We start from the raw sequence: 21,481 nt of genomic DNA, 5'->3' as shown, positions 1-21,481 counted from the left end.
CGTCCTCACTTCCACAGCGCCGCGATGCCGCCGACCGAGTTGACGCCCAGGTAGACCGTCAGCAGCCAGGCGACCGCTCCGACCACCAGCAGCCAGCGCGGGTAGCGGTAGCCGCCGAGCAGGTCGCCGCGCCGGGCCGCCACGAACATCAGCACGCCGAAGCCCACCGGCAGGATCAGCCCGTTGAGCGCACCGGCCAGCACCAGCAGTGTGGTGGGTGCCTGGTCCAGCAGCACGAACACCAGCGTCGAGATCGCCACGAACGCCACGACCAGCCAGTTGCGGGCCTTCTCCAGCGAGCGGGAGAAGGTGACCAGGAACGACACCGAGGTGTAGGCGGCGCCGACGACCGAGGTGATGCTGGCCGCCCAGAGGATCATGCCGAACAGCCGCAGCCCGACCTCACCGGCCGCGTGCTGGAACGCCTCCGCGGTCGGGTTGGCCGAGCTGAGCGCGACGCCACCGGCGACCACGCCGAACACCGCGAGGAACAGCACCAGCCGCATCACGCCGGTGACCAGCAGCGACACCACGGAGCTGCGGCTGACGTCGGCGATCTGGTCCGGTCCGGTCACCCCGGCGTCGACCAGCCGGTGCGCCCCGGCGTAGGTGATGTAGCCGCCGACGGTGCCGCCGATGAGCGTGGTGATGGCCAGGAAGTCGACCTCGCTCGGCCACACGGCCTGCACAAGAGCCTGGCCGACGGGAGGTGCGGAGGAGAAGGCGACGAAGGCGGTCAGCGCGATCATCACGATCCCCAGCACCACGACGATGCGGTCCATCGCCACACCCGCGCGCTTGCTGAGGAAGATGCCGATCGCGATCACCGCGGACAGCGTGCCACCGATCTTGGCGTCGAGCCCGAACAGCGCGTCCAGGCCCAGCGAGGTGCCCGCGATGTTGCCGATGTTGAAGACGAGCCCGCCGAAGACCACCAGGGCGGCCATCACGTAGCCGAGGCCGGGCAGCACCTTGTTGCCCAGGTCCTGGGCGCGCATGCCGGAGACGCCGATGACCCGCCAGACGTTCAGCTGGACGGCGATGTCGACCAGGATCGACACCAGGATCGCGAAGGCGAAGGCGGCCCCGAGCTGGATGGTGAACTGGGTCGTCTGGGTGATGAACCCGGGCCCGATGGCGCTGGTGGCCATCAGGAACACCGCGCCGAGCAGCGTGCTGCGCTTCCCCTTCGATCCGTTCTGCCGGGGTGTGCTCGTCTCGGTCATGGCACTCCGATCCCGCGTGGCTGTGGTTCGGAACAACATAGAGAATTGTTCAACAATCCCGCAATACCCCGTTTGGAACTTTCCCGTTAAACTGTTGATCACCTGCACCTACTGCACAGGAGAGCCGGCTTGACCGCGACCGATCCGTGGGCTGACCTGCTGGCGGCCGACCGGGCCCTGCTCGACCGCACCAGCACCGCCGAGCGGGTAGCCGACGTGCTGCGGCAGCGGATCATCGACGGCGCCCTGGCCCCCGGCACCCGGCTGTCCGAGGAGAGCGCGGGCAAGGCCCTCGCGGTCTCCCGCAACACGCTGCGCGAGGCCTTCCGGCTGCTGGTGCACGAACGGCTGCTGGTGCACGAGTTCCACCGCGGCGTGTTCGTCCGGGTGCTCTCCGCCGAGGACGTCATCGACCTCTACCGGATCCGCCGCCTGCTGGAGACCAGCGCCGTGCGCCGCGGCGAGAACCCCGACCTGGTCTCGGCGGTCGACCGCGCGGTCAGCGACGGCGAGCGCGCGGCGGCCGAGGAGCGCTGGTGGGACGTGGGCACGGCGAACATGCGCTTCCACGAGGCGCTGGCGGCGCTGGCGGGCAGCCCCCGGGTCAACGACACGATGCGTCAGCTGCTGGCCGAGCTGCGCCTGGCCTTCCACGTCATGTCGCGCCCGGAGGAGTTCCACAAGCCCTACCTCGGGTTCAACCGGGAGATCGCCGATCTGCTCACCGCGGGACACCGGGAGGCGGCGGCGGAGAAGCTCGACGCCTACTTCGACGCCGCCGAGACCCAGCTCGTCGCCGCCTACCGCACCTACCAGGACTGAGCGAAGACCACGCTGGTCAGCAGCACGTGGACGGCGGTCCCGCCGAGGATGCTCAGCACCGGGTTGCGCTTCCACAGGTGCAACCCGATCGTCGCAGCCAGCGACAGCGCGGTTGGCGCGTACGCGGTGGCCCGGGTGTCGTGCAGCGTGTAGACGGCGAGGATCACCATGACGCCGACCGGCATCCGCGCGCCGAGGAAGTGCACGGTCGCGCTGCTGCGCAGCGGTGCGAGCGCGGCGAACGGCAACGCCCGCAACGCCCAGGTGACGGCGGCGGACACGGCCACCGCTCCGGCGATGTGGATCGGGTCAGGCATCGACGTCCTTCTTCCGCAACAGGATTCGGCTCGCCAGCAGGCAGGCGGTGAACAGTCCTAAGGAGACCAGCAGCATCTGCTCGGGGGACAGCAGCGCGCTCACCAGCGCGCAGATCATCGCCAGCGCCGGAACGGGAACGCTGCGACGCGCCCGGTAAGCGTCGATGGCCAGCACGACGAACAGCGCGGTGAGCGCGAAGTCGAGACCGTCGAGCCGGAACGGCACCAGCGCCCCGAACAGCGCGCCCAGCGTCGCGCCGGAGACCCAGTAGAGGTGCAGCAGCACCTGCAACCACACGATCCGCCTGCCGCTCCACTCCTGCGCCGCGGGTCCGGTCGACAGCGCGTACGCCTCGTCGGTGAGCGCGAAAGTGCTGTACGCCTTGCCGATTCGGCTGCGGACTCGGTGCAGCGGGAACGACAGCGCGTAGAACACGTGCCGGAAGTTGACCAGCAGCGCCGTCACCGCGACGTGCGCCAGCGGCGCGGCGGCCACGACGAGACCGATGAGCAGGAACTCCAGCGAACCCGCGTAGATCAGGGCGGCGAACGCCGTCGCCCACCACCAGGTCAGACCGGCGTGCGCCACGAGCAGTCCGAACGCCATTCCCAGCGGGATCATCGCGAGCCCCACGGAGCTCGAATCGCGCAGGGCACCCCGCAGGTCGGCGCGCGGGGAGGAAGCGGTCTCAGCGACCAGAACGGGAGGCATGGCTGCAATTTTAGGTGGCGAACGAAGTAATGTGGTTGCCGTGCGTTCCTCGTTTCCGACCCTGAGAGCAACATGATGTCGATAGATGCCCTAGATCGCGCAATATTGTCTCATCTGAGCCAGGACGGCAGGTTGACCAACGTCGAACTCGCTCAGCGGGTCGGCCTCACGCCCGCACCGTGCCTGCGCAGGGTCAAGCGCCTGGAGTCCGAGGGGATCATCACCGGTTACCGCGCCCGCATCGACCCGGTCGCCACCGGCCGCGGCTTCGAGGTCATGGTCTCGGTCGAGATCAGCATCAACGACCTGCAGACCGTCGAGGAGCTGGAAGGCGCCATCACCGCCTACGACGAGGTGGTCGAGGTCCACCGCCTCTTCGGCCGCCCCGACTACCTCATCCGCGTGGCCGTGGAGGACTCGGCGACCTTCGAAACCTTCCTCACGACGAAGCTCATGGCGCTGCGCGCGGTGGCCAGGGTCGATTCCCACATGATCATGAAGAAGCTCAAGACGAGCGACTGACCTCAGCGGGCATCCGGGGTCAGTCGCGGTCGCCGGTCTGCTCGGCGGTGATCAGGGCGGCGCTTAGGCCGGTCGGGCCGCTCCCCCGCGGCGGACGCGGGACTGCGCCGCTGATGGCCCCAACCTCGCCTTGGGCGCGAATTTCCTGGTCAGCGGGCCCTCTCGGTCTACGTGGAGCCGGGACGGTCGTGGTTGCCGTGCCGCAGCGGATGCAGTGGTTCCGGAGCCCCGGCGGGAGTCACCGGCGAACCCTTCGCGGAGTTCTGCGCCTCGGCCGGTTCAGCGCGGTGCTCCCCCGCGGCGGGTTGCGCACCGCTGCGGAGCTCGTCGAGCCGCTGCCGCATCATCTCGACGACCTGCGGGCGGTCGTTGTGCTCCTGCTCGTACTCCAGCACGCGCGTCAGCTCGTCCTGACCGAGCGATCGGATCATGTGCTGCAACGACCCCGTCGACAGCTGGTCGTAGTCCGGCAGCGGAAAGTCCTGCTCCTGCATCGGGAGCCTCCTCGGGAGATTTCGGGCGTGACTCGGCGGGGGCTCGCCATCAGCCCCCGCCGAGGGGAAACCGGTTGAGTCGCGCGGACTTCTCGGACCGGCGCTGGGAGTCACCTGTCCTTGCGGAAGGCGTCCTTCGCGTTCTCACCGGCCTGCTTGAGGTTGCCCTTGGTCTGCTCGGTCTTGCCCTCGACCTCGGTACTGCGATCGCCCGTGGCACTGCCGAGCTTCTCCTTGGCCTTGCCCACGGCCTCCTCCACCTTGTGGCGGGCCTTGTCCATCGCAGACATCTGAACACCCTCCTCATCCTCGGGAGACCACGGCCTACCCGGAAGCCCTGCTCGCGAAACGCCCAGTGGTTCAACGCGGCGGTCGCCCCTCGCGCACCTTGCGGCGGTGGCTGGTGTCGCAGAAGGGGTAGTTCTGACTGCGGCGGCACGCGCAGACGGCGACCACGAACCGGTCGGAATCCACTGTGGTCCCGTCCTCCAGCACCAGCCGGACCGGGCCTTCGACGAGGACCGGCCCGCCGGGGACGACGGTGACCCGCCTGCGGTCGGGGTCAGCGGGGCCGGTCCGCACGGATCACCACCAGTTCCTCGCAGCGCTGTCCGCGCCGGATCAGCCCGCGCTCCTCCAGCACGGCCGCGCGCTCGTCGAGAACCGGACCGAACGCCTGCGCTTGGCGGTCCACCACGGCCGCTTTCAAACCCCCGGCGCGCAGCCGCGCCAGCGTCGCTTCCACGTCGGCCAGGTCGGACTGCACCAGCAGCAGCGTCCCGCCACCGCCCAGGAGCTCGGGCGCGCGAACGCACAGCCGGTCGATGACCGCGCGACCGTCGTACCCGGCGTCCCAAGCCCGCGCGGCGCCTCGCGGTGGCCCGGAACCCTGCGCGGGGACGTAGGGCGGGTTGGCCAGCACCACGTCGAACGGATCGGCGTAGTCGCGCGCCAGCGCATCGCCCCGCTCCGCGCGCACCGGCAAGCCGCGCAGCCAGGCGTTGAGGCCCGCCACCGCGACCGCCGCGATCGAGACGTCCACGGCCGTCACCTCGCGAGCGCCGGTCCGCGCCGCTGCCAGCGCCAGAGCGCCGGTACCGGTGCCCACGTCGAGCACCCTGCTGCCCGGCTCGATCCCGGCGTCACCCAATGCCCGCGCCAGCAGCCAGGTGTCGCCCTGCGGCCGGTAAACAGCCGAGGTCCTCAGCAATCTCATGGCAACAGGTTTCCGCCCCCGGCCGAGCCGCAAACCACGAGCTCGGAGGTTTGCCCACGCCCTCACCAGGGAAAGCAACGCCATGCAGCCCGGTTCGCAGGCACGGGGAGGAGCTCGCCGGTGAACACTCCCGCGGTCGAGAACACCGAGCCGGCGGTCGAACAGGCCACCGAACCCTCCCGCACGCTCGGTGTCGAAGAGGAGTTCCTCGTGGTGGCCCCGGAGACCGGTGCTTCGTCCGGACGGGGTCCGGCGGTCCTGGCCGGAGTGGCCGACGTCGATCCGCAGCACAGCTTCCACCCCGAACTGATGACCAGCCAGACCGAGGCCGCCACCGGCGTGTGCACCTCCTCGGCGCAGCTGAGCGCGCAGCTGCGCTCCGCCCGCGAGCGGATGAGCCGGGCGGCGCAGGCGGAAGGACTGGCGCTGATCTCGTCCGGGACACCGCCGTTCCCGGGCGAACCGGGCGCGATCTCACCCGGCACGCACTTCACCCGGATCGCCGAGGCCTACCGCGCGGTCGTCACCGACTACCAGGCCTGCGGCTGCCACGTGCACGTCGGCGTGCCCGACCGGGAACAGGCCGTGGCCGTGATCAACCACCTGCGCCGCTGGCTGCCCTCGCTGCTGGCGATGTCGGCGAACTCGCCGTTCCACCTCGGCACCGACACCGGCCACGACAGCTGGCGCGCGGTGCAGCAAAGCCGGTTCCCCGGCTGGGGAATCCCGCCGCGGTTCCGCTCGGCGGCCGAGCACGACGAGCACGTCGCGCGCCTGATCGAGTGCGGAGTGCTCGTCGACGAGGCCATGTCGTTCTGGCTGGCGCGGCCGTCACCGCACCTGCCGACGGTCGAGCTGCGCGTCGCGGACGCGGCCACCACCGTGGGTGAGGCGCTGCTGCAGGCCGTGGTGACCAGGGCCCTGGTGCGCACCGCGCAGCGCGAGCTCGACGCCGGCCGCGAGGCACCGGAGTTCGATCCGCGACTCGAGCAGGCCGCCGTGTGGACCGCAGCCCGCCACGGACTCGACGGGCCCGGCATCGACCTGGTGGGGCGACGTCGCGTGCGGTCCGCCGAACTCGTGCACCGCATGATCCGGTGGGCCGCGGCCGAACTCGAGGAGACCCGCGATCTGGCGACGGTCCGCAAGCTCATCGCCGGACTGCTGCACTGCGGGACCGGCGCCCGCAGGCAGCGCACCGCGGCCGCCCGAGGTGATCGGGCACTGCTCGGAGCACTTCAAGTCACCCGCGATGAGAGGGGGGCGCGATGACCAGCCTGCCGGAACCGCGCGGCCCGCTGTCCGCCGCGGTCACCGCCACGCTCCGCCGGGAACCCCCGGCCCCCGCGCCACCCCCGGAGCTGGCGCACGACTGCGATCCCTGGGGCCAAGACCTCGCGATCGCCCTGCACACCTGCTACGAGCTGCACTACCGCGGGTTCGACGACGTCTCGCCGGAGTGGGAGTGGGACCCGGGACTGCTGGCCCTGCGCGGCGAGCTCGAACGCGTCTTCCTGCACGCGCTGCGTGCCGGCACCGATGCCTCCGACGACGTCACGGGCGTGCTCGACGAGCTGCTGGTGGAACCCGTGCCCGGCAACGGCGTCTCGCACCACCTGCGCGACCGCGGGCAGTGGTGGCAGGTGCGGGAGTACTTCGCGCACCGCTCGATCTACCACCTCAAGGAGGCCGATCCGCACGCGTGGGTCATCCCGCGCCTCCAGGGCCAGGCGAAGGCGTCGCTGGTGGCGGTCGAGTTCGACGAGTTCGGCGGCGGGCGCGGTGAACGGGTCCACGCCCAGCTCTTCGCCGACCTGCTGACCGGCGCCGGGCTGTCCGCCGACCACCTGCACTACCTGGACGTGGTGCCCGCGCCGCAGATCGCCATCGTCAACCTGATGTCGCTGCTGGGTCTGCACCGGGGACTGCGCGGTGCGCTCGTCGGGCACTTCGCCGCCGCCGAGATCAGCACGGCACCCAGCGCGCAACGCCTCGCCGAGGCCCTGGACAGGCTCGGGGCGGCGCCGGAGTGCGTCCACTTCTTCACCGAGCACGTCGAGGCCGACGCGGTGCACGAGCAGGTCATGCGCCGGGACGTGATCGGCGACCTGCTCGATCGGGAACCGCGGCTGGCCGAGGACGTCGTCTTCGGCGTCCGGGCCACCGAACTCCTGGAGGGCAGGCTCGCCGACCACCTGCTGAGCGCCTGGGGCCGCGACGAGACCTCGCTGCTGCGACCGCTCGACGTGCCGGAACCCGCCGCGACCAGCTGAGCCCCGCCGAGAACCGACGTCACCACGGGAGTCACGCGAATGAGCACAACAGCGCAGATCGGAGTCAGCGGACTGGCGGTCATGGGCCGCAACCTGGCGCGCAACTTCGCGCGCAACGGCTACGCCGTCGCGCTGCACAACCGCACCCCCGCCAGAACCCGCGAGCTCGTCGACGAGTTCGGGCACGAGGGCACGTTCGTTCCGGCCGAATCCGCCGAGGACTTCGTGGCGGCGCTCGAACGGCCCCGACGACTGGTCATCATGGTCAAGGCCGGTGACCCCACCGACGCGGTGATCCGCGAGTTCGCGCCCCTGCTGGACACCGGCGACGTGATCATCGACGGCGGCAACGCGCACTTCGCCGACACCCGCCGCCGCGAGCAGGAGCTGCGCGAGCAGGGCATCCACTTCGTCGGCACCGGCATCTCCGGTGGGGAGGAAGGCGCGCTGCACGGTCCGAGCATCATGCCCGGTGGTTCCGCGGAGTCCTACGCCTCGCTCGGCCCGATGCTGGAGAAGATCGCCGCCAAGGCCGCCGACGGCGCACCGTGCGTGACGCACGTGGGCGCGGACGGGGCCGGGCACTTCGTGAAGATGGTGCACAACGGCATCGAGTACGCCGACATGCAGCTCATCGGGGAGGCGTATCAGCTGCTGCGGGACGTCGCCGGTTATCCGCCGAAGGAGATCGCCGGGATCTTCCGCGCGTGGAACACCGGCAGGCTGGACTCCTACCTGATCGAGATCACCGCCGAAGTCCTGTCCCACGTGGACGCTGCGACGGCGCAACCGTTCGTCGACGTGGTCGCCGATCAGGCCGAGCAGAAGGGAACCGGGCGCTGGACGGTGCAACTGGCGCTGGAACTGGGCGTTCCGGTCTCGGGCATCGCCGAAGCGGTGTTCGCCCGCTCGCTTTCCGGGCACACCGCGCTGCGGAAGGCGTCCCGCGGCTTGGCGGGGCCCGCTCCGCGACCGCTCGGGGACGCCGAGGCGGCGGTGTTCGCCGACAAGGTCGAGCAGGCGCTGTACGCGTCGAAGATCGTGTCCTACACGCAGGGGTTCCACGAGATCGCCGCGGGCAGCGCCGAGTACGGTTGGCGGCTGGATCTCGGTGCCATCGCCGCGATCTGGCGCGGTGGGTGCATCATCCGCGCGGCGTTCCTGGACCGCATCCGCGCGGCTCACGACAACCGGCCCGACCTGCCGAGCCTGCTCTCCGACGACGAGTTCGCCGAGGAGATCGCCGAGGCCCAGGACGATTGGCGCGCGGTGCTCGTCGCCGCCACCGAACAAGGCGTCCCCACACCGGGTTTCGCCGCCGCCCTCGCCTACTACGACGCGCTGCGCGCTGAACGTCTCCCGGCCGCTCTCACGCAGGGACAGCGGGACTTCTTCGGCGCCCACACCTACCGCCGCACCGACCGGGAAGGCACCTTCCACACCCTGTGGGGCGGCGACCGCTCCGAGGTCGAGGCATAGAGGCTGTTCGACTGTTTCAGGTGTGGGACTCAACCTGCACCGCCGCAGGTTCTGAGCGGCTTCGTGGCGAGGACGCCGCGACGCCGATGTCCACCCCTGGGCAAGCGGAACACATCAGGAGTGGCGCACGGAGTCCACGGAATCGCTCAGGTTCTGCCACCCGCCCCGGTGCGCAAGGCAATTGCCGTACCGGCCTAGCCCGGCTCGTGCGCCGGCGGCCTCGCGGCCGGAACGGCCAGGGCGGACGGGACCAGCAGGGCCGCCACCAGCAGCAGGGCGTGCAGCGTGCCGACGTGGTCGGCGAGGTAGCCGAGGAGCGGCGGCCCTGCGAGGAACGCCGTGTAGCCGATGGTGGAGACGACGCTGACGCGCGCAGCCGCGCGGACCGGATCGTCGGCGGCCGCGCTCATCCCCACCGGAAAGCCCAGGGACGCTCCGATTCCCCAGATCGCGGCACCCAAGAACACCAGCGGGAGCCAGGTTCCGAAGACCACCAGCAGCACGCCGATCCCGGCGGTGCCCATGGTGGCCCAGAGGACCTTCGTGCGGCCGAAGCGGTCGAGCAGGATCGTGCCGACCACGCGGCCGGCGGTCATGGCGCTGAGGAACACCGCGAAACCGACCGCGCCGAGCCACGGCGGGAGGTCGTAGCCGTCGACCAGGGCCACGCCGAGCCAGTCGTTGGCGGTTCCCTCGGTCAGCGCCATCGCCAGGACCATCAACCCCACGAGCAGGGTTCGCGGTTCGGCCCAGGCGCGAACGATTCCGCCGCCGGGCGACTCCTTGCCCTCGTCGTCGTGCGCGGGCAGCAGTGACGGCGCCGCGAACGCCGGGACCACCGAAACCAGGATCGCCGCCCCGACCAGGTGCACCACGATCGGCACGCCCAGCCCCGCGCAGGCCGCCCCCACCCCGGCTCCGATGACCGTGCCGAGGCTGAAACCCGCGTGGAAGCGCGGCATGATGGTGCGGCCGATCCGGCGTTCCACCGCAGCACCGTCGATGTTCATCGCCACGTCCCACACGCCGGTGCCCAGTCCGAACGCGAACAGGCCCGCAGCGGTGACCCAGACGTCGCCGAACACCCCGGCACCGGTGCCCGCCAGCGCCACTCCGACGGCGTCGAGCACGGCAGCGCCGGTGATGGTCGCGCGGGCGCCGAAGCGGTGCACCAGGGCACCCGCCAGCGGCAGCGCGAGGATCGAACCGACGGAGATCGCCAGCAGCAACCTGCCCAGCTCCCCCGGCGACACCGACAGCGCGTCGCGCGCCTCCGGGAGCCGCGACATCCAGCTGGCCATCGAGAACCCGTTGACCGCGAACACCACGGCAACAGCGTTGCGAGCACGCAGCACACCGGAATCGGCGCGCGTTTCGACCGCCACCACAACCCCCAGCATCGATCCAGACCGCGCACCAGTCTGCGGGCGCCGCCGTCGAGCGGTCAAACCAATTCCGGGAATCAAGCCGCCCCACGGCCGCGTTCACCGATCCGCACCAGCCGCCATCCCGGTTCCGTCGAGAAGAGCCGGAGCGTCAGCTCGAACCGCGCACGTGGCCGTCGTAGCCGACGGGGTCGTGGGCGGAGATGACGTCGATCTCGCCTGCGAGGTCGCGGAGTCGGCTCTGGTTGTTCAGCCGCGCGCGGTTGTCCACCGCCATCGACCGCTGGAACGCGCGCAGCGCGGGTGGGCAGTGCGGTGGCCGGGACATCTCCCCGTGCCAGAAGTACGCGTCGCCCGCGTGCAGCAACCACCGCGCGCCCGCGTTCACGGCGACCCCGACGTGACCGGTGGTGTGGCCGCCGAGCGGGACGAGCAGGATCTCCTCGGGCAGGCCGTCGAGTTCGCGCACCGCCTCGAACCCGAACCAGTCCGTTCCCGATCGGTCCTCGTGGACGACCCAGTCGGGCCCGTGCGACCACTGCGCCTTGCGGTAGCGCATGTCCGAACCGCCGGTGGCCGCGCGCAGTTCGGGGCCGTGGACGTGCACCTTCGCCTGCGGGAAGTCCCGCAGGCCGCCCGCGTGGTCGAGATCGAGGTGGGTGAGCACGACGTGCCGCACGTCGGCCGGGTCGAACCCGAGCCGCCGCACCTGCGCGATGGCGGTGGTCGCCGGGTCCAGCTGCGGGTTCATCATCAACCGGAACGCCTTCGGCAGCGAGGTTCGCGCCGGGTCGGAGTCCTCGGTGCCGAAACCGCTGTCGACCAGCACCAATCCGCTGTCGGTCTCGATCAGCAGGCAGTGGCACACCATCCGCGCTCGGCGCAGCACCGAGCCCTCGCCATCGATCAACCGTCCGCCGAAGGGCCGCATCGGGCCGCAATCCAGGTGGTGAACCCTCATTCCACCACCCTAGATCCGTTGCGGGGTGCTTCCGTTCAGCGCTGCGCGTAACGGAACCCGCCGCTTCCCTGCGGCTGCGCCGCGGCTTCTGGGCGATCAGCCTCCGGCCATCGCTCCGATGATCATGTAGGGCTCCTTGCCGACCGCGACCTCTTCGGGCAGCGGGTCGTCGAGCGGCTCGTTGGACAGGTCCTGCTCGCAGGCGAAGAACCTGATGAACGCGCGCCGCTTCTTGGTGTCGTGATCGCGGACCGTGCCGCGCAGCGCCGGGTAGCGGGCCTCCAGGGCGTCGAGGACGAGGCGCTGCGTCGGGATGCCGTCGACCTCGACGGCCACCTCGTGCTCGGGGATCTTCGCCAGCGTGCGCAGGTGCGCGGGAAGCAGGATGCGGATCATGGGAAAGTTTGCACCTCCACCGACAGGACCGAGGGCAGGTTTTTGACGATGGGCCGCCACGTGTCGCCGGAGTCGGGCGAGACGTAGACGTCGCCGCCGGTGGTGCCGAAGTAGATCCCGCAGTCGTCCAGCTCGTCGACGGCCATGGCGTCGCGCAGGACGTTGACGTAGCAGTTCTCCTGCGGGAGGCCGTTGGTCAGCGGTTCCCACTCGTTGCCGCCGACCCGGCTGCGGTACACGCGCAGCTTGCCCTCCGGCGGGAAGTGCTGCTCGTCGCTGAGGATCGGCACCACGTAGACGGTGTCGGGCTCGTGGGCGTGAACGTCGATCGGGAACCCGAAGTCGCTGGGCAGGTCACCGCTGATCTCGTACCAGGACTCGCCCGCGTCGTCGCTGCGCATCACGTCCCAGTGCTTCTGCATGAACAGCACGTCCGGACGGTCGCGGTGCATGGCGAGGCGGTGCACGCAGTGGCCGACGTCGGCGTCCGGGTCCGGGATCTGGCCGGAGTTCAGGCCCTTGTTGATCGGCCGCCAGGACTTGCCGCCGTCATCGGTGCGGAAGGCGCCCGCCGCCGAGATCGCGATGTAGAAGCGGTCGGGGTTGTTCGGTGCCTGGATGATCGTGTGCAGGCACATGCCGCCCGCGCCCGGCTGCCAGTTCGGCGCCGATTCGTGCTCGCGCAGCGCGGGCAGCTCGTGCCAGCTGCGGCCGGCGTCGGTGGTGCGGAACAGCGCCGCGTCCTCGACGCCCGCGTAGAGGGTGTCCGGGTCGGTGGCCGAGGGTTCCAGGTGCCACACCCGGGTGAACTCCCACGGTCTCGGCGTCCCGTCGTACCAGAGGTGGGTGCCGGGCGTTCCGTCGTAGGAGAAGTGGTTGTCGACCGGCTGCCAGCTTCGGCCGCCGTCGTCGGAGCGCTGGATCTGCTGCCCGAACCAGCCCATGGACTGGGAGGCGAACAGGCGGTCGGGGTCGACCTTGGAGGCCTTGAGGTGGTAGAGCTCCCAGCCGCCGAAGTGCGGGCCGTCGACTTCCCACGACTCGCGCTTGCCGTCGGCGGTGAGGATGAAAGCTCCCTTGCGGGTGCCGACGAGGACTCGGACACGACTCATGAGTGGCTCCCTGCGCTGGTCACGGCTGGTGTCAAGCTCAAGGTAGGCCCGCTCCGAAGGCTTGTCTTCTCCGATCTTGCGCAATCGGGGCGGCCAGCGGCGGCAACGCCACCAGCACCGGGGCCGACCACGGCGGCACGACCTGCAGGGTGATCTCGCGGTGCTCCGGAAGCCTGGCGGGGCCGATGACCAGCGGTGCGGGTGAGGCGCCGACGACGTTCCAGCCGGGAACCAGCTGCTGGGCGTGGTCGGCCCGAGCGGAGAAGGCGGTCGCCAGCACCCAGTAGGTCCCCCGCGGGATCCCGGTGAGCGCGAAGCGCCCCCGCTCGTCCAGCAGCGCCCCGACGATCGGAACGCCGCGCGGGATTCGCCGCGCGAACAGGCCCACGTAGATGGCGGCGGCGCCGCCGAGCGCGATGCGCGCCGAGGTGGCGAGGTGGACCTGGCCGGTGACGACGCCGCCCGAGTCGTCGTCACCGGGTACCAGCACCGGGCGCGGAGGGGTGTCGCTGAGCAGGTCGGGCAACCTGCGGAAGCTCACCGGGGACAGGCCGATCTCGGCGGTGAAGCGGCGGGTGAACGTTCCCACCGAGCTGAAGCCGACCTCGCAGCAGATGTCGCTGACGCGTTCGTCGGTCTCCAGCAGCAGCCGCTTCGCCCGCTGGAAGCGGTGCGCGGCCAGGAACCTCCCGGGTGGCTGACCGTGGGCGCGCTCGAACGCGCGGGCGAGGTGGAACGGGCTGTAGCCGACGTGGTCGGCGACGTCGGCCAGGGTGATCGGCTCCCCGGCATGACCCGCGATGAAGCACGCGGCCTCGACTGCGACATCCGGCATCTCCGACTACCCCCGATCGGCCCCTTCCCAGCCTACGAGCGCGACGGTACCGCCCAGACCCGACAATCCGGATTCGAATTTCGCGCGAAATTCGACGGCGGAACGCGGCGTTCAAATTTCGCGCGAAATTCGAAACGAGCGCCGGTGATCTTGAGCCGCGAACTCGGCAATTCGGATTCGGCGTCGGGTTGAGATTCGGCTGGGTTAGGGTGATCGGGTTTGATCTTGAGTTCGGGGAGTGGGCGTGCGGAATCTGGTGCGGCGAGTCCGGTCCAGGTCCGATTACGCGTGGTACCTGGTGCGCGAGTGGCCGCTGCTGCTCGTGGCGCTGGGAGTGCTGCTCGGTGCGGTCGTGGTGCTGCCGGTCGCGGTGGGCGTCGCGCTGGCGCTGATCGCGCTGGTGCTGGGCGTGATCGCGCTGACCGGTGGCCTGCGCGGGCGGCGCCGTCGCTGGTCGGGTCATGAGTTCTCCCCCGCCGCGGAACCGTTCCCGCACGCCGAGATCGGTGTTCCGGCCTCCTACCCCGCCGCCGTCTACAGCCACCTGCCCGGTCTCGGGACGGCGCTGCTCAGCGACGAGATCGACCGCGCCGTCCGGGATCGCCGCTTCGAGGTGCGGATCGCCGAGCAGGCGTACCGGCCGGCGCCGGAGCTGCGCGCGACCGCCCCCCACCTGCCGGCCCTGCGCTCCTCGGAGCGGCCGCTGTTCAACGGTCCCGTGGTGGGTCTGCGTTCGGACCCGCTGCCCGGCAGCGGTGACGCCGAGGTTCGGCTGCACCGGACGCGCTACTTCGACTTCCAGTGCTCCAACGAGCTGTGCGGGATGCGGATCACCGACCGGGAGACCGGCGCGGAGTTCGATCCGCGGCGGAGGTTGCTGACCGACACCTCGGGTCGGTTGCGGGGTCTCGACGCCGGTGAGCTGGCCGACGTCGTGGGGGTGTCGACGCTGGCGTTCACCACCGACGGACTGCTGCTGATCGTCGGCAACGGCGATCCCTCGGGCAGCGGTTCGCTGGAGCCGCGCGACCTGGTCACCGCCGACGGCTCGCCCCGCCGCGACCTGGCCGAGGTGCTGGTCGCCGGCATGGAGCGCGAACTGCGCGAGGAGACCGGGCTGGCCGGGGGTTCCGTCGCCGGAACCGAGCTCACGGGTTTCGCGCGCTGGATGGACCGCGGTGCGAAACCGGAGTTCTTCGGCATCACGCTCCTCTCGGTGTCCAGCAACAACATTCCCGGCTCGGAGCTCGACTTCGTCGACATCGATCTTGCGACGATGAGCCGCGAGCTCCGCGCGGCCACCAACGTCCTGGAGGCGCCCAGTCTTCCGCAGCCGCTCCGGGAATCCGGCTCGCTGCCACTGCTTCTGGCGATCCGCGCGGCGGCGCTGCGGTAAGGGATTCCCCTAGTCCCAGGTCGGGAAATCTCCAATGGCGGGGTCTCGGGGCCGTCCCTAGCGTTGAGCGACAACGCGGACGCGTCCGTCTCCTCGACCGACAGGACTCGCCATGCCCGTGCTCAGTGAGAACGGCGCCTCGCGCGCCGGTGTCAGACGGATCGGCCTGGCCAGCGGGGTCGGTTCCACGCTGGAGTTCTACGACTTCGCCATCTACGGCACGGCCGCGGCCCTGGTGTTCGGGCAGATCTTCTTCATCAGCGGCGACGAGTGGTTCGGCTCGTTCCTGGGACTGGCGACCTTCGCCGTCGGGTTCCTGCTCACCCCGCTGGGGGCGCTGCTGTTCGGGTGGATCGGCGACCGCTACGGGCGCCGGTTCTCGCTGCAGCTGACGTTCGTGGTGATGGGTTCCTCGACGTTGCTGATGGGCGTGCTGCCGTCCTACCTGGCGATCGGCATCACCGCGCCGCTGCTGCTGATCGGGCTGCGCATGTTGCACGGTCTGGCGCGCGGCGGGGAGATCGGCGGGGCCGCCGTGCTGGCCGTCGAGCACGCACCGCCGCACCGGCGAGGGCTGTACGGGTCGTTCGCGACGATGGGCTCCCCGCTCGGACAGCTGCTGGCCAACCTGGCGTTCGCGCTGGTGCTGCTGATGCCGATGCAGACCGTGATCGCCTGGGGCTGGCGCGTGCCGTTCCTGATCGGCGGATTCGTGCTGGCGCTCGGTGTGTGGGCGCGCCGCGGCATCGACGAGACACCGGAGTTCGTCGCCCTGGCCGGCGACCGCGAGGTGCCGTTGCTGGCGGTGTTCCGGCAGGACTGGAGGCGGCTGCTGCTGGCCGCGGGGGTGAACCTGGGGCTGAACGCCAACATGTTCATCCTCGCGACGTTCATGCTGTCCTACGCCACGGCCGCCGAGCCGCAGGGACTCGCGCTGCCTCGTCAGCCGATCGTGATCGGCAGCATGATCGGGCTGCTGTGCCACGCGATCACGATCGTGCTGGCCTGCTGGTTGTCGGACCGGGTGGGCCGAAGACCGGTGATGATCTCCGGTGCGGTGGGTGCGCTGGTGTACGCGCTGGTTATGTTCCGGATCGCCGACATCGGCACGCCGTTCGCCGTGGGCCTGGCGGTGATCATCGGGTTCACCATCGGTGGATTCCTGTGGGGACCGCTGCTGACCTACTACTCGGAGCTGTTCACCGTCGAGCAGCGGCAGTCCGGAGTGGGTCTGGCGTTCCAGATCGGCAGCGTGCTCGGCGGCGGCTTCGCGCCGATGATCGCCAACCGCCTGATCGCCGTGACCGGCAGCTCGACCTCGGTCGGCTGGTACATCGCCGCCGGTCTGCTGGTGTCCCTGCTGTGCCTGCTCCGCCTGCCCGAAACCGCGCCCGCGCGCACGAGAGGAGCCCGATGACCGAGTCGACCATCGCCGCGCTGACCAGGCGGATCGAGGTCCTGGAGGCCGAGGCGGACATCCGCCGCATCCAGGCCCGCTACATGTTCCTGTGCGACTCCCCGTGCCCCGAGTTCGCGGTGCGCGACGACGCCGAGCGCATCGACGCGATCATGGAGCTCTACGCCTCCGACGCGGTCTGGGAGGGCGTCGGTGAGCACCACGACGGCCAGTTCGGCCGTGCCGAGGGGCACGCGGCGATCCGGGCGCACTTCGAGCGGTTCTGGAGCCGGGAGCGGGACCCGGCGCTGCTGCTCAACGCGCACTACCTGACCTCCGAGCAGATCCACGTGCGCGGTGATCAGGCCACCGGGTTGTGGATCCACGTGCAGCCCTGGCTGTTCGACGACGGCAGCGGTGTCCTGCGCTCCAGCCGGCTCAACAACGCCTTCCGCCGGGAACCCGAAGGCTGGAAGATCACCCGCACGCGCACGGAGAACGTGTTCGTCGCTCCCCTTCCCGACCGGTTCGCCTCCGACCACCCGAACACCTCGGTGCTGCTGCGGGACTCTTGACGCCAACGGACCTATCCGACCCGGGCGCTGCTGCCTAGTCTTGGACCTTCCCCTGGTTCGCCTGGAGGGACGATGACGACGCTTGCCACGCCGGTGGTGCACATCGTCGACGACGACGAGGCGCATCGGCGGTCGCTGGTGTTCCTGCTGCAGACCGTCGGCGTTCAGGCCCTGACCTACCCGGACGCCGCCGGGTTCCTCGCCGAGTTCGACCCCGGCGAGCCCGGTGTGGTGATCGTGGACGTCCGGATGCCGGGCCTGAGCGGGTTCCAGCTGCAGGAGGAGCTGTCCGAACGCGAGTACCCGGCGCCGGTGATCTTCTGCTCCGCGCACGGCGACATCCCGATGTCGGTGCGGGCGATGCGCCTGGGGGCGGTGGACTTCCTGGAGAAGCCCTACGAGCCGCAGCGCATGCTCGACGTCGTCCAGGACCAGCTGCGCGAGGCCGAGCAGTGCTTCGCCGCCCACGCCGAGCGGCTGCGCGTGCGCGGGCGGGTCGCCTCGCTGACGCCGCGCGAGCGGGAGGTGCTGCGGCTGGTCGTGGACGGGCGGTCGAGCCAGCTCATCGCCCGCGACCTGGGCACGAGCGTGAAGACCGTTGACGTGCACCGGGCCCGCATCAAGGCCAAGACCGTATCCGAGAGCCTGGGCACGCTCGTCCGGGACCTCCTCCAGCACGGAGTGGACGTTTAACCCGCTTCGAGACCTCTGGCCGTTGCCAGCAAAGCGGTTTCGCCGTTGCGGTGGCCGATGAGCTGGATCCCCAGCGGCAACCCGGTCTCGTCGCGCGGGCCTGGGACCGCGGCCGTCGGGAGGCCGAGGGCCTGCCAGGCGCGGCTCATCACCGGGTCACCGGTCGCGTCGAGTCCGCGTGGAGCCGGTCCCGGGGCGGCGGGACCGATGATGGCGTCGCTGGATTCGGTGAGCCGCTCCAGGCGCCGGTTCGCCTCGACGACGACTCGCCGGGCCTCGTCGTACTCGGCGGCGGTGGTGGCCGCCCCGGTGCGCAGCAGAGTGGCCAGGTGATCGCTGAGCTCGTCGGCCGCGGCGAGTTCCTCGGCGCGTTCCCGCGCCGCCTCGTAGGCCATGACCACCGGGTGAGCTTCGGTGAGTTCGGCGATGAGCTGTTCCTCCGGGAAGGCGGTGACCACCGCGCCTCGGTCGGTGAGGGTCGCGCAGGTGGCTTCCAGCGCCGCGCTCATCGCGTCGTCGACGCCCAGCGGGGACGCGTTCCAGCGCAGCAGGCGAGGTGCGCGGTTCGGCGGCGGTTCCGGGGTGCCGGTGAGCGCCGACCAGGCCAGGGCCAGGTCGCCTGCCGTGGCGGTGAACACGCCGTGCGAGTCCAGGCTCGGTGCCAGGCCCACGACGCCATCGGTCGGGAACCTGCCGCGGCCGAGCACCAGCGAAGCGACGCCGCAGAACGCGGCGGGCCGGGTGACCGAGCCGGCGGTCTGCGAGCCGAGCGCGAGCGGGACCTGCCCGGACGCCACGGCCGCGGCCGATCCGCTGGACGACCCGCCCGGGGTGCGCTCGGGCGCTGCCGGGTTGCGGGTGGGGCCCGGGGAGAAGAACGCGAACTCGGTGGTCACGGTCTTGCCGATCGGCGTGGCCCCGGCGGCCCGCCACGCCCGCACGATCGCGGCGTCGGCGGTCGCGGGTGGGGCGTCGGCGCGCAGCGCCGAACCGCAGCGGGTCGGCGCTCCCACGACGTCGATGATGTCCTTGACCGCCAGCGGAACTCCGCGCAGCGGACCTTCCGCGAGAGCGGGTTCGGACAGGTGCTCGACCCACGCCCGCAGGACGGGATCGGTGGCGGCGATCCTGCTGCGGCTGCGCTCCAGCGCCTGGGCCGGGGTGGTGCGCCCGGCGGCCAGGTCGGTGACCAGTTCGCGCAACGACCACGGGTTCCACAGCGTCACGGTCGCTCCCACTCGGCATCGGCGACCCAGTAGTCCATGCCGGAGGCGCTGACGCCGTGCCGCCACGGCGAGGTGCGGCGCAGCAGCGGTTCCACCTCGGCGGTGGCGGCGTCGGCTGCGGCGGGGCCGTCGGCGGCGACCAGCCAGTGCACCCACTCGACCTCGCGGCCGGAGGCGTCGTGCACGAACAGGTCCACGTGTCGCCAGCCGTAGCCGTGGGTGTCGTTGTAGCAGGTCAACGTCATGTTCCGGTCATCCACGATGTGCTCCCGCGAGGCTGTGGAACTCCCGCTGGAAGTACACCAGAGCGCCGCTGCCGGAGCGCGTGATCACCCGCTCGACCTCGACGAACATCACCGAGTGCGAACCCTGCGGGCGCACCTGGCCGAGGTGTCCGATGACCGACGCGGCGGCGTCGCGCAGCACGGGCACCTCCGCGAAGTCGCAGACCGCTCCGGCGAACCGCTCGTGCATCGGCAGCCCGGTCGCGCCCGCGAACCGCAGCGCCAGGTCCTGCTGGCCGGAGCCGAGGACGTTGACGCAGACCCGCTCGTTGCCCGCCAGCACGTCGTGGGCGTGGCTCGATCGGTGCACGCACACCAGCATGGTCGGCGGGTCGTCGGTGACCGAGCAGGCCGCGCTGACCGTGATGCCGGCGCGGCCGCGCGGGCCGTCGGTGGTGACGATGTTGACCCCGGCCGAGAGGTTCGCCATCGCCGCGCGGAACTCGCGCTGGGCGGGCGTCAGATCCGCCACGGTGCCTCCTCCCCGCTGGTTCCTCTCGAAACTACGGCCGCCGGCGGGCCCGCGGGTATCGAGGATTCCCCGGCGCGGCCTGAAGCTTTCCCCTAGAGCGGTCTTCTACGCCGGGGGAAGGGAGAAGCCGAACACCGAGCCGCCGCCTTCTCGCGGCCGGCACCAGATGGAGCCGTGCTGGCGGTTGATGATGCGGTAGCTGAGCGCGAGCCCGATGCCGCTGCCGTGCTCCTTGCTGGTGAACGACTCGGCGAACACGTCCTTGCGCACGCCCCGGCCCCGGTCGGCGACGGTCACGGTGCCGCCTTCGTCCCGGGTTTCGGTGACCAGCTCGATCCGCCGCTGCTCGGCGTCGCCCTCGACGATCTCGTCGATGGCGTTGAAGCACAGGTTGAGCACCACCTGACCGGTCAGCACCCGCTCGCAGCGCACCGGCACCGGCTGGTCGCTCAACCGCACCTCGACCTCCACGCCGACGGCCGCGGCGCGCAGCCGCACGAAGTAGAGGCACTCGTCGATCACCGCGTTGAGGTCGGCGACCTGCTCGACGTGTTCGAGGTGGCCGACGAACGATCGCAGTGCGCTGACGATCGCCGAGACCCGATCGATCTGGCGGTTCGCGCTGTCCAGGCCGTACGCGAGCTGCCCGGTCGTGCCCTCGGGAACCTGCCCGGAGGTCTCCAGCACCTGCGCGCGGGCGTGCACCCCGGCGATGAAGTTCGCCGCCGCGGCCAGCGGCTGGCCGAGCTCGTGGGCGATGGCCATCGCCATGTCGCCCATCGCGTTGTAGCGGGCCAGGTAGTTCTCGTGGCGCAGCTCCAGCTCGCGCCGCTCCTCGCCGCGGACCCGGGTGGAGACGTCGTGCAGGATCATCAGGAACGCGTCGACGTCGCGCAGCCGCTCCAGGCTCCCTTCGAGCGTCACCGGGTCGGCTCCCGGGATCTCCAGCCGCACCGGCTCCACCGGGTCGGCGGCGGCCGCCGCCTGCTCCCAGCTGACCTCGGTGCCGTCGCGGCGCAGCCGGGCGTGGGACTCCAGCAGCAGTCCGACGGGTGGATCCGCATCACCCGACAGGCCGAGGTGCGCCAGGGCGGTGTCGGTGGCGAAGCGGATCGCACCGGCCGAGTCGAGCATGAACGCGACCGTCGAGGTGTGCCGCGCCAGCGCGTCGACGTAGGAGGTGGTCTGGCGCAGCTCGCGCTCCACGCGCTGCTCCCGCTCGACGTCCCGGAACTGCACCATCACCGCAGGTCCCTGGGCAAGTTCGACGCGCACCGCTATCGCCTCGGTGGGGATGACCCGGCCCGACCTGGACCGGTAGTGCCACTCGATGCGGCTCATTCCCTTCTCGACCGCCTCGTGCAGCCACGCCCTACCGATCACCCGGTCGTACTGCTGGGCGGAGCTGCTCATGTGGTTGGCCTTCAGCGGGCGCAGCTCGGTGACGCTCCACTCCAGCAGCGCGCAGGCCGCCGGGTTCGCCCACAGGATGTTCTTGGTCGCCGCGTCGTGGATCAGCACGCACAGGTGGGAGGCGCGCATCATCGCGACGAAGTCGGAATCCACCAGTTCGGGCGCCTGCGAGTCGACCACCATTGGGCCAGACTAGGTTCTGTCGAAGTGGCGGAGCCACTTTCTCCTTCTGGTGACCACTCTCGACGCTCGCACCGCCGGGGGTTCTGAGCGGCT

25 protein-coding genes are annotated in these 21,481 nt (G+C 70.8%); 9 read left to right on the top strand and 16 right to left on the bottom strand.

The genetic code is table 11. The annotated features are described in order from the left end of the window. Positions 1 to 5 precede the first annotated feature (5 nt). Positions 6 to 1,226, bottom strand: coding sequence for an NRAMP family divalent metal transporter (locus AB0J91_RS07825; RefSeq protein WP_363865217.1), 1,221 nt, complete (start codon positions 1,224 to 1,226; stop codon positions 6 to 8). A 129-nt stretch (positions 1,227 to 1,355) separates the two neighbouring features. Here AB0J91_RS07825 and AB0J91_RS07820 point away from each other — a divergent pair, with 129 nt between their 5' ends. Beyond that, a complete protein-coding gene (locus tag AB0J91_RS07820; RefSeq protein ID WP_363865215.1) occupies positions 1,356 to 2,048 on the top strand; it encodes a GntR family transcriptional regulator in 693 nt (230 codons plus the stop codon). Here AB0J91_RS07820 and AB0J91_RS07815 read toward each other — a convergent pair. Beyond that, positions 2,036 to 2,365 (bottom strand): AzlD domain-containing protein, encoded by a 330-nt coding sequence (locus AB0J91_RS07815; RefSeq protein WP_363865213.1) that lies wholly within the window; start codon positions 2,363 to 2,365, stop codon positions 2,036 to 2,038. The two genes, AB0J91_RS07820 and AB0J91_RS07815, sit on opposite strands and share 13 nt — an antisense overlap. After that, positions 2,358 to 3,077, bottom strand: coding sequence for an AzlC family ABC transporter permease (locus AB0J91_RS07810; RefSeq protein WP_363865211.1), 720 nt, complete (start codon positions 3,075 to 3,077; stop codon positions 2,358 to 2,360). Before AB0J91_RS07810 ends, AB0J91_RS07815 begins: the two co-directional genes overlap by 8 nt. Before the next feature lie 72 nt (positions 3,078 to 3,149). Here AB0J91_RS07810 and AB0J91_RS07805 point away from each other — a divergent pair, with 72 nt between their 5' ends. Beyond that, a complete protein-coding gene (locus tag AB0J91_RS07805) occupies positions 3,150 to 3,599 on the top strand; it encodes an Lrp/AsnC family transcriptional regulator (RefSeq protein WP_363865209.1) in 450 nt (149 codons plus the stop codon). 167 nt (positions 3,600 to 3,766) lie between these two features. Here AB0J91_RS07805 and AB0J91_RS07800 read toward each other — a convergent pair whose 3' ends face one another. From AB0J91_RS07800 to AB0J91_RS07785, 4 genes are all read right to left on the bottom strand, one after another. Further along, positions 3,767 to 4,093: a hypothetical protein gene (locus AB0J91_RS07800; protein ID WP_363865207.1), complete on the bottom strand. Its 327-nt coding sequence runs from the start codon at positions 4,091 to 4,093 to the stop codon at positions 3,767 to 3,769. A gap of 110 nt (positions 4,094 to 4,203) precedes the next feature. Beyond that, complete coding sequence (locus tag AB0J91_RS07795; RefSeq protein ID WP_363865205.1) at positions 4,204 to 4,383, bottom strand: CsbD family protein; 180 nt, start codon at positions 4,381 to 4,383, stop codon at positions 4,204 to 4,206. 70 nt (positions 4,384 to 4,453) lie between these two features. Beyond that, complete coding sequence (locus AB0J91_RS07790) at positions 4,454 to 4,675, bottom strand: CDGSH iron-sulfur domain-containing protein (protein WP_363865203.1); 222 nt, start codon at positions 4,673 to 4,675, stop codon at positions 4,454 to 4,456. Further along, positions 4,656 to 5,309, bottom strand: coding sequence for a HemK2/MTQ2 family protein methyltransferase (locus AB0J91_RS07785; RefSeq protein ID WP_363865201.1), 654 nt, complete (start codon positions 5,307 to 5,309; stop codon positions 4,656 to 4,658). The genes AB0J91_RS07790 and AB0J91_RS07785 overlap by 20 nt, the downstream gene beginning before the upstream one ends. 120 nt (positions 5,310 to 5,429) lie before the next feature. Here AB0J91_RS07785 and AB0J91_RS07780 point away from each other — a divergent pair, with 120 nt between their 5' ends. Genes AB0J91_RS07780 through gndA form a run of 3 tightly spaced genes read left to right on the top strand, consistent with a single transcriptional unit; the run spans position 5,430 to position 9,061 of the window. Beyond that, positions 5,430 to 6,581, top strand: a complete 1,152-nt coding sequence (locus AB0J91_RS07780; protein ID WP_363865199.1) for a glutamate--cysteine ligase — start codon at positions 5,430 to 5,432, stop codon at positions 6,579 to 6,581. Then, the gene (locus AB0J91_RS07775; protein ID WP_363865197.1) at positions 6,578 to 7,582 is read left to right on the top strand and encodes an iron-containing redox enzyme family protein; all 1,005 of its coding nucleotides are present in this window, start codon (positions 6,578 to 6,580) and stop codon (positions 7,580 to 7,582) included. Before AB0J91_RS07780 ends, AB0J91_RS07775 begins: the two co-directional genes overlap by 4 nt. Before the next feature lie 39 nt (positions 7,583 to 7,621). Then, positions 7,622 to 9,061, top strand: a complete 1,440-nt coding sequence (gene gndA / locus AB0J91_RS07770; protein WP_363865195.1) for an NADP-dependent phosphogluconate dehydrogenase — start codon at positions 7,622 to 7,624, stop codon at positions 9,059 to 9,061. Between the two features lie 194 nt (positions 9,062 to 9,255). Here gndA and AB0J91_RS07765 read toward each other — a convergent pair whose 3' ends face one another. The 5 genes from AB0J91_RS07765 to AB0J91_RS07745 all read right to left on the bottom strand — a co-directional run bounded on the left by AB0J91_RS07765 (position 9,256) and on the right by AB0J91_RS07745 (position 13,750). Further along, a complete protein-coding gene (locus AB0J91_RS07765) occupies positions 9,256 to 10,461 on the bottom strand; it encodes an MFS transporter (protein ID WP_363865193.1) in 1,206 nt (401 codons plus the stop codon). Positions 10,462 to 10,597: 136 nt separating this feature from the next. Continuing rightward, entirely contained in the window at positions 10,598 to 11,407 is an 810-nt protein-coding gene (locus AB0J91_RS07760) for an MBL fold metallo-hydrolase (protein ID WP_363865191.1), read from the bottom strand. Between the two features lie 96 nt (positions 11,408 to 11,503). Beyond that, positions 11,504 to 11,803 carry a MoaD/ThiS family protein gene (locus AB0J91_RS07755; RefSeq protein ID WP_363865190.1) on the bottom strand — a complete coding sequence of 100 codons (300 nt, stop codon included), beginning with the start codon at positions 11,801 to 11,803 and terminating at the stop codon, positions 11,504 to 11,506. Next, positions 11,800 to 12,915 (bottom strand): exo-alpha-sialidase, encoded by a 1,116-nt coding sequence (locus tag AB0J91_RS07750; RefSeq protein ID WP_363865189.1) that lies wholly within the window; start codon positions 12,913 to 12,915, stop codon positions 11,800 to 11,802. The genes AB0J91_RS07755 and AB0J91_RS07750 overlap by 4 nt, the downstream gene beginning before the upstream one ends. A 37-nt stretch (positions 12,916 to 12,952) precedes the next feature. After that, positions 12,953 to 13,750 carry a helix-turn-helix transcriptional regulator gene (locus tag AB0J91_RS07745; protein WP_363865188.1) on the bottom strand — a complete coding sequence of 266 codons (798 nt, stop codon included), beginning with the start codon at positions 13,748 to 13,750 and terminating at the stop codon, positions 12,953 to 12,955. A 244-nt stretch (positions 13,751 to 13,994) separates the two neighbouring features. Here AB0J91_RS07745 and AB0J91_RS07740 point away from each other — a divergent pair, with 244 nt between their 5' ends. The 4 genes from AB0J91_RS07740 to AB0J91_RS07725 all read left to right on the top strand — a co-directional run bounded on the left by AB0J91_RS07740 (position 13,995) and on the right by AB0J91_RS07725 (position 17,810). Next, the gene (locus tag AB0J91_RS07740; protein WP_363865187.1) at positions 13,995 to 15,146 is read left to right on the top strand and encodes a hypothetical protein; all 1,152 of its coding nucleotides are present in this window, start codon (positions 13,995 to 13,997) and stop codon (positions 15,144 to 15,146) included. Between the two features lie 112 nt (positions 15,147 to 15,258). Continuing rightward, positions 15,259 to 16,563 carry an MFS transporter gene (locus tag AB0J91_RS07735; RefSeq protein WP_363865186.1) on the top strand — a complete coding sequence of 435 codons (1,305 nt, stop codon included), beginning with the start codon at positions 15,259 to 15,261 and terminating at the stop codon, positions 16,561 to 16,563. Next, positions 16,560 to 17,117: a nuclear transport factor 2 family protein gene (locus AB0J91_RS07730; protein ID WP_363865185.1), complete on the top strand. Its 558-nt coding sequence runs from the start codon at positions 16,560 to 16,562 to the stop codon at positions 17,115 to 17,117. Before AB0J91_RS07735 ends, AB0J91_RS07730 begins: the two co-directional genes overlap by 4 nt. A gap of 72 nt (positions 17,118 to 17,189) precedes the next feature. Then, positions 17,190 to 17,810 carry a response regulator gene (locus AB0J91_RS07725; protein ID WP_363865184.1) on the top strand — a complete coding sequence of 207 codons (621 nt, stop codon included), beginning with the start codon at positions 17,190 to 17,192 and terminating at the stop codon, positions 17,808 to 17,810. Here the strand turns inward: AB0J91_RS07725 and AB0J91_RS07720 are convergent. The 4 genes from AB0J91_RS07720 to AB0J91_RS07705 form a co-directional block, all read right to left on the bottom strand. Further along, positions 17,807 to 19,036, bottom strand: a complete 1,230-nt coding sequence (locus tag AB0J91_RS07720) for an amidase (RefSeq protein ID WP_363865183.1) — start codon at positions 19,034 to 19,036, stop codon at positions 17,807 to 17,809. The two genes, AB0J91_RS07725 and AB0J91_RS07720, sit on opposite strands and share 4 nt — an antisense overlap. After that, on the bottom strand, positions 19,033 to 19,296 hold the full coding sequence (locus tag AB0J91_RS07715; RefSeq protein ID WP_363865182.1) for a hypothetical protein: 264 nt from the start codon (positions 19,294 to 19,296) through the stop codon (positions 19,033 to 19,035). The genes AB0J91_RS07720 and AB0J91_RS07715 overlap by 4 nt, the downstream gene beginning before the upstream one ends. After that, positions 19,289 to 19,792 (bottom strand): flavin reductase, encoded by a 504-nt coding sequence (locus tag AB0J91_RS07710; protein WP_363786991.1) that lies wholly within the window; start codon positions 19,790 to 19,792, stop codon positions 19,289 to 19,291. Before AB0J91_RS07710 ends, AB0J91_RS07715 begins: the two co-directional genes overlap by 8 nt. 105 nt (positions 19,793 to 19,897) lie before the next feature. Beyond that, on the bottom strand, positions 19,898 to 21,388 hold the full coding sequence (locus AB0J91_RS07705; protein ID WP_363865181.1) for an ATP-binding protein: 1,491 nt from the start codon (positions 21,386 to 21,388) through the stop codon (positions 19,898 to 19,900). Positions 21,389 to 21,481: the final 93 nt, after the last annotated feature.

Origin of the sequence: Saccharopolyspora sp. NPDC049357 (assembly GCF_040677225.1) — a bacterium.
Classification (GTDB): domain Bacteria; phylum Actinomycetota; class Actinomycetes; order Mycobacteriales; family Pseudonocardiaceae; genus Saccharopolyspora.
The sequence above is the reverse complement of the archived record's forward strand: the minus strand, read 5'-3'. Positions and strand labels throughout refer to the sequence as shown.

Bases quoted from the DNA above. Each gene is read 5' to 3' on its own strand.
- AB0J91_RS07825 (WP_363865217.1), bottom strand. From the start codon at position 1,226: ATGACCGAGACGAGCACACCCCGGCAGAACGGATCGAAGGGGAAGCGC.
- AB0J91_RS07815 (WP_363865213.1), bottom strand. From the start codon at position 2,365: ATGCCTGACCCGATCCACATCGCCGGAGCGGTGGCCGTGTCCGCCGCC.
- AB0J91_RS07810 (WP_363865211.1), bottom strand. From the start codon at position 3,077: ATGCCTCCCGTTCTGGTCGCTGAGACCGCTTCCTCCCCGCGCGCCGAC.
- AB0J91_RS07805 (WP_363865209.1), top strand. From the start codon at position 3,150: ATGATGTCGATAGATGCCCTAGATCGCGCAATATTGTCTCATCTGAGC.
- AB0J91_RS07800 (WP_363865207.1), bottom strand. From the start codon at position 4,093: ATGCAGGAGCAGGACTTTCCGCTGCCGGACTACGACCAGCTGTCGACG.
- AB0J91_RS07795 (WP_363865205.1), bottom strand. From the start codon at position 4,383: ATGTCTGCGATGGACAAGGCCCGCCACAAGGTGGAGGAGGCCGTGGGC.
- AB0J91_RS07785 (WP_363865201.1), bottom strand. From the start codon at position 5,309: ATGAGATTGCTGAGGACCTCGGCTGTTTACCGGCCGCAGGGCGACACC.
- AB0J91_RS07775 (WP_363865197.1), top strand. From the start codon at position 6,578: ATGACCAGCCTGCCGGAACCGCGCGGCCCGCTGTCCGCCGCGGTCACC.
- gndA (WP_363865195.1), top strand. From the start codon at position 7,622: ATGAGCACAACAGCGCAGATCGGAGTCAGCGGACTGGCGGTCATGGGC.
- AB0J91_RS07765 (WP_363865193.1), bottom strand. From the start codon at position 10,461: ATGCTGGGGGTTGTGGTGGCGGTCGAAACGCGCGCCGATTCCGGTGTG.
- AB0J91_RS07760 (WP_363865191.1), bottom strand. From the start codon at position 11,407: ATGAGGGTTCACCACCTGGATTGCGGCCCGATGCGGCCCTTCGGCGGA.
- AB0J91_RS07755 (WP_363865190.1), bottom strand. From the start codon at position 11,803: ATGATCCGCATCCTGCTTCCCGCGCACCTGCGCACGCTGGCGAAGATC.
- AB0J91_RS07750 (WP_363865189.1), bottom strand. From the start codon at position 12,915: ATGAGTCGTGTCCGAGTCCTCGTCGGCACCCGCAAGGGAGCTTTCATC.
- AB0J91_RS07745 (WP_363865188.1), bottom strand. From the start codon at position 13,750: ATGCCGGATGTCGCAGTCGAGGCCGCGTGCTTCATCGCGGGTCATGCC.
- AB0J91_RS07735 (WP_363865186.1), top strand. From the start codon at position 15,259: ATGCCCGTGCTCAGTGAGAACGGCGCCTCGCGCGCCGGTGTCAGACGG.
- AB0J91_RS07730 (WP_363865185.1), top strand. From the start codon at position 16,560: ATGACCGAGTCGACCATCGCCGCGCTGACCAGGCGGATCGAGGTCCTG.
- AB0J91_RS07725 (WP_363865184.1), top strand. From the start codon at position 17,190: ATGACGACGCTTGCCACGCCGGTGGTGCACATCGTCGACGACGACGAG.
- AB0J91_RS07705 (WP_363865181.1), bottom strand. From the start codon at position 21,388: ATGGTGGTCGACTCGCAGGCGCCCGAACTGGTGGATTCCGACTTCGTC.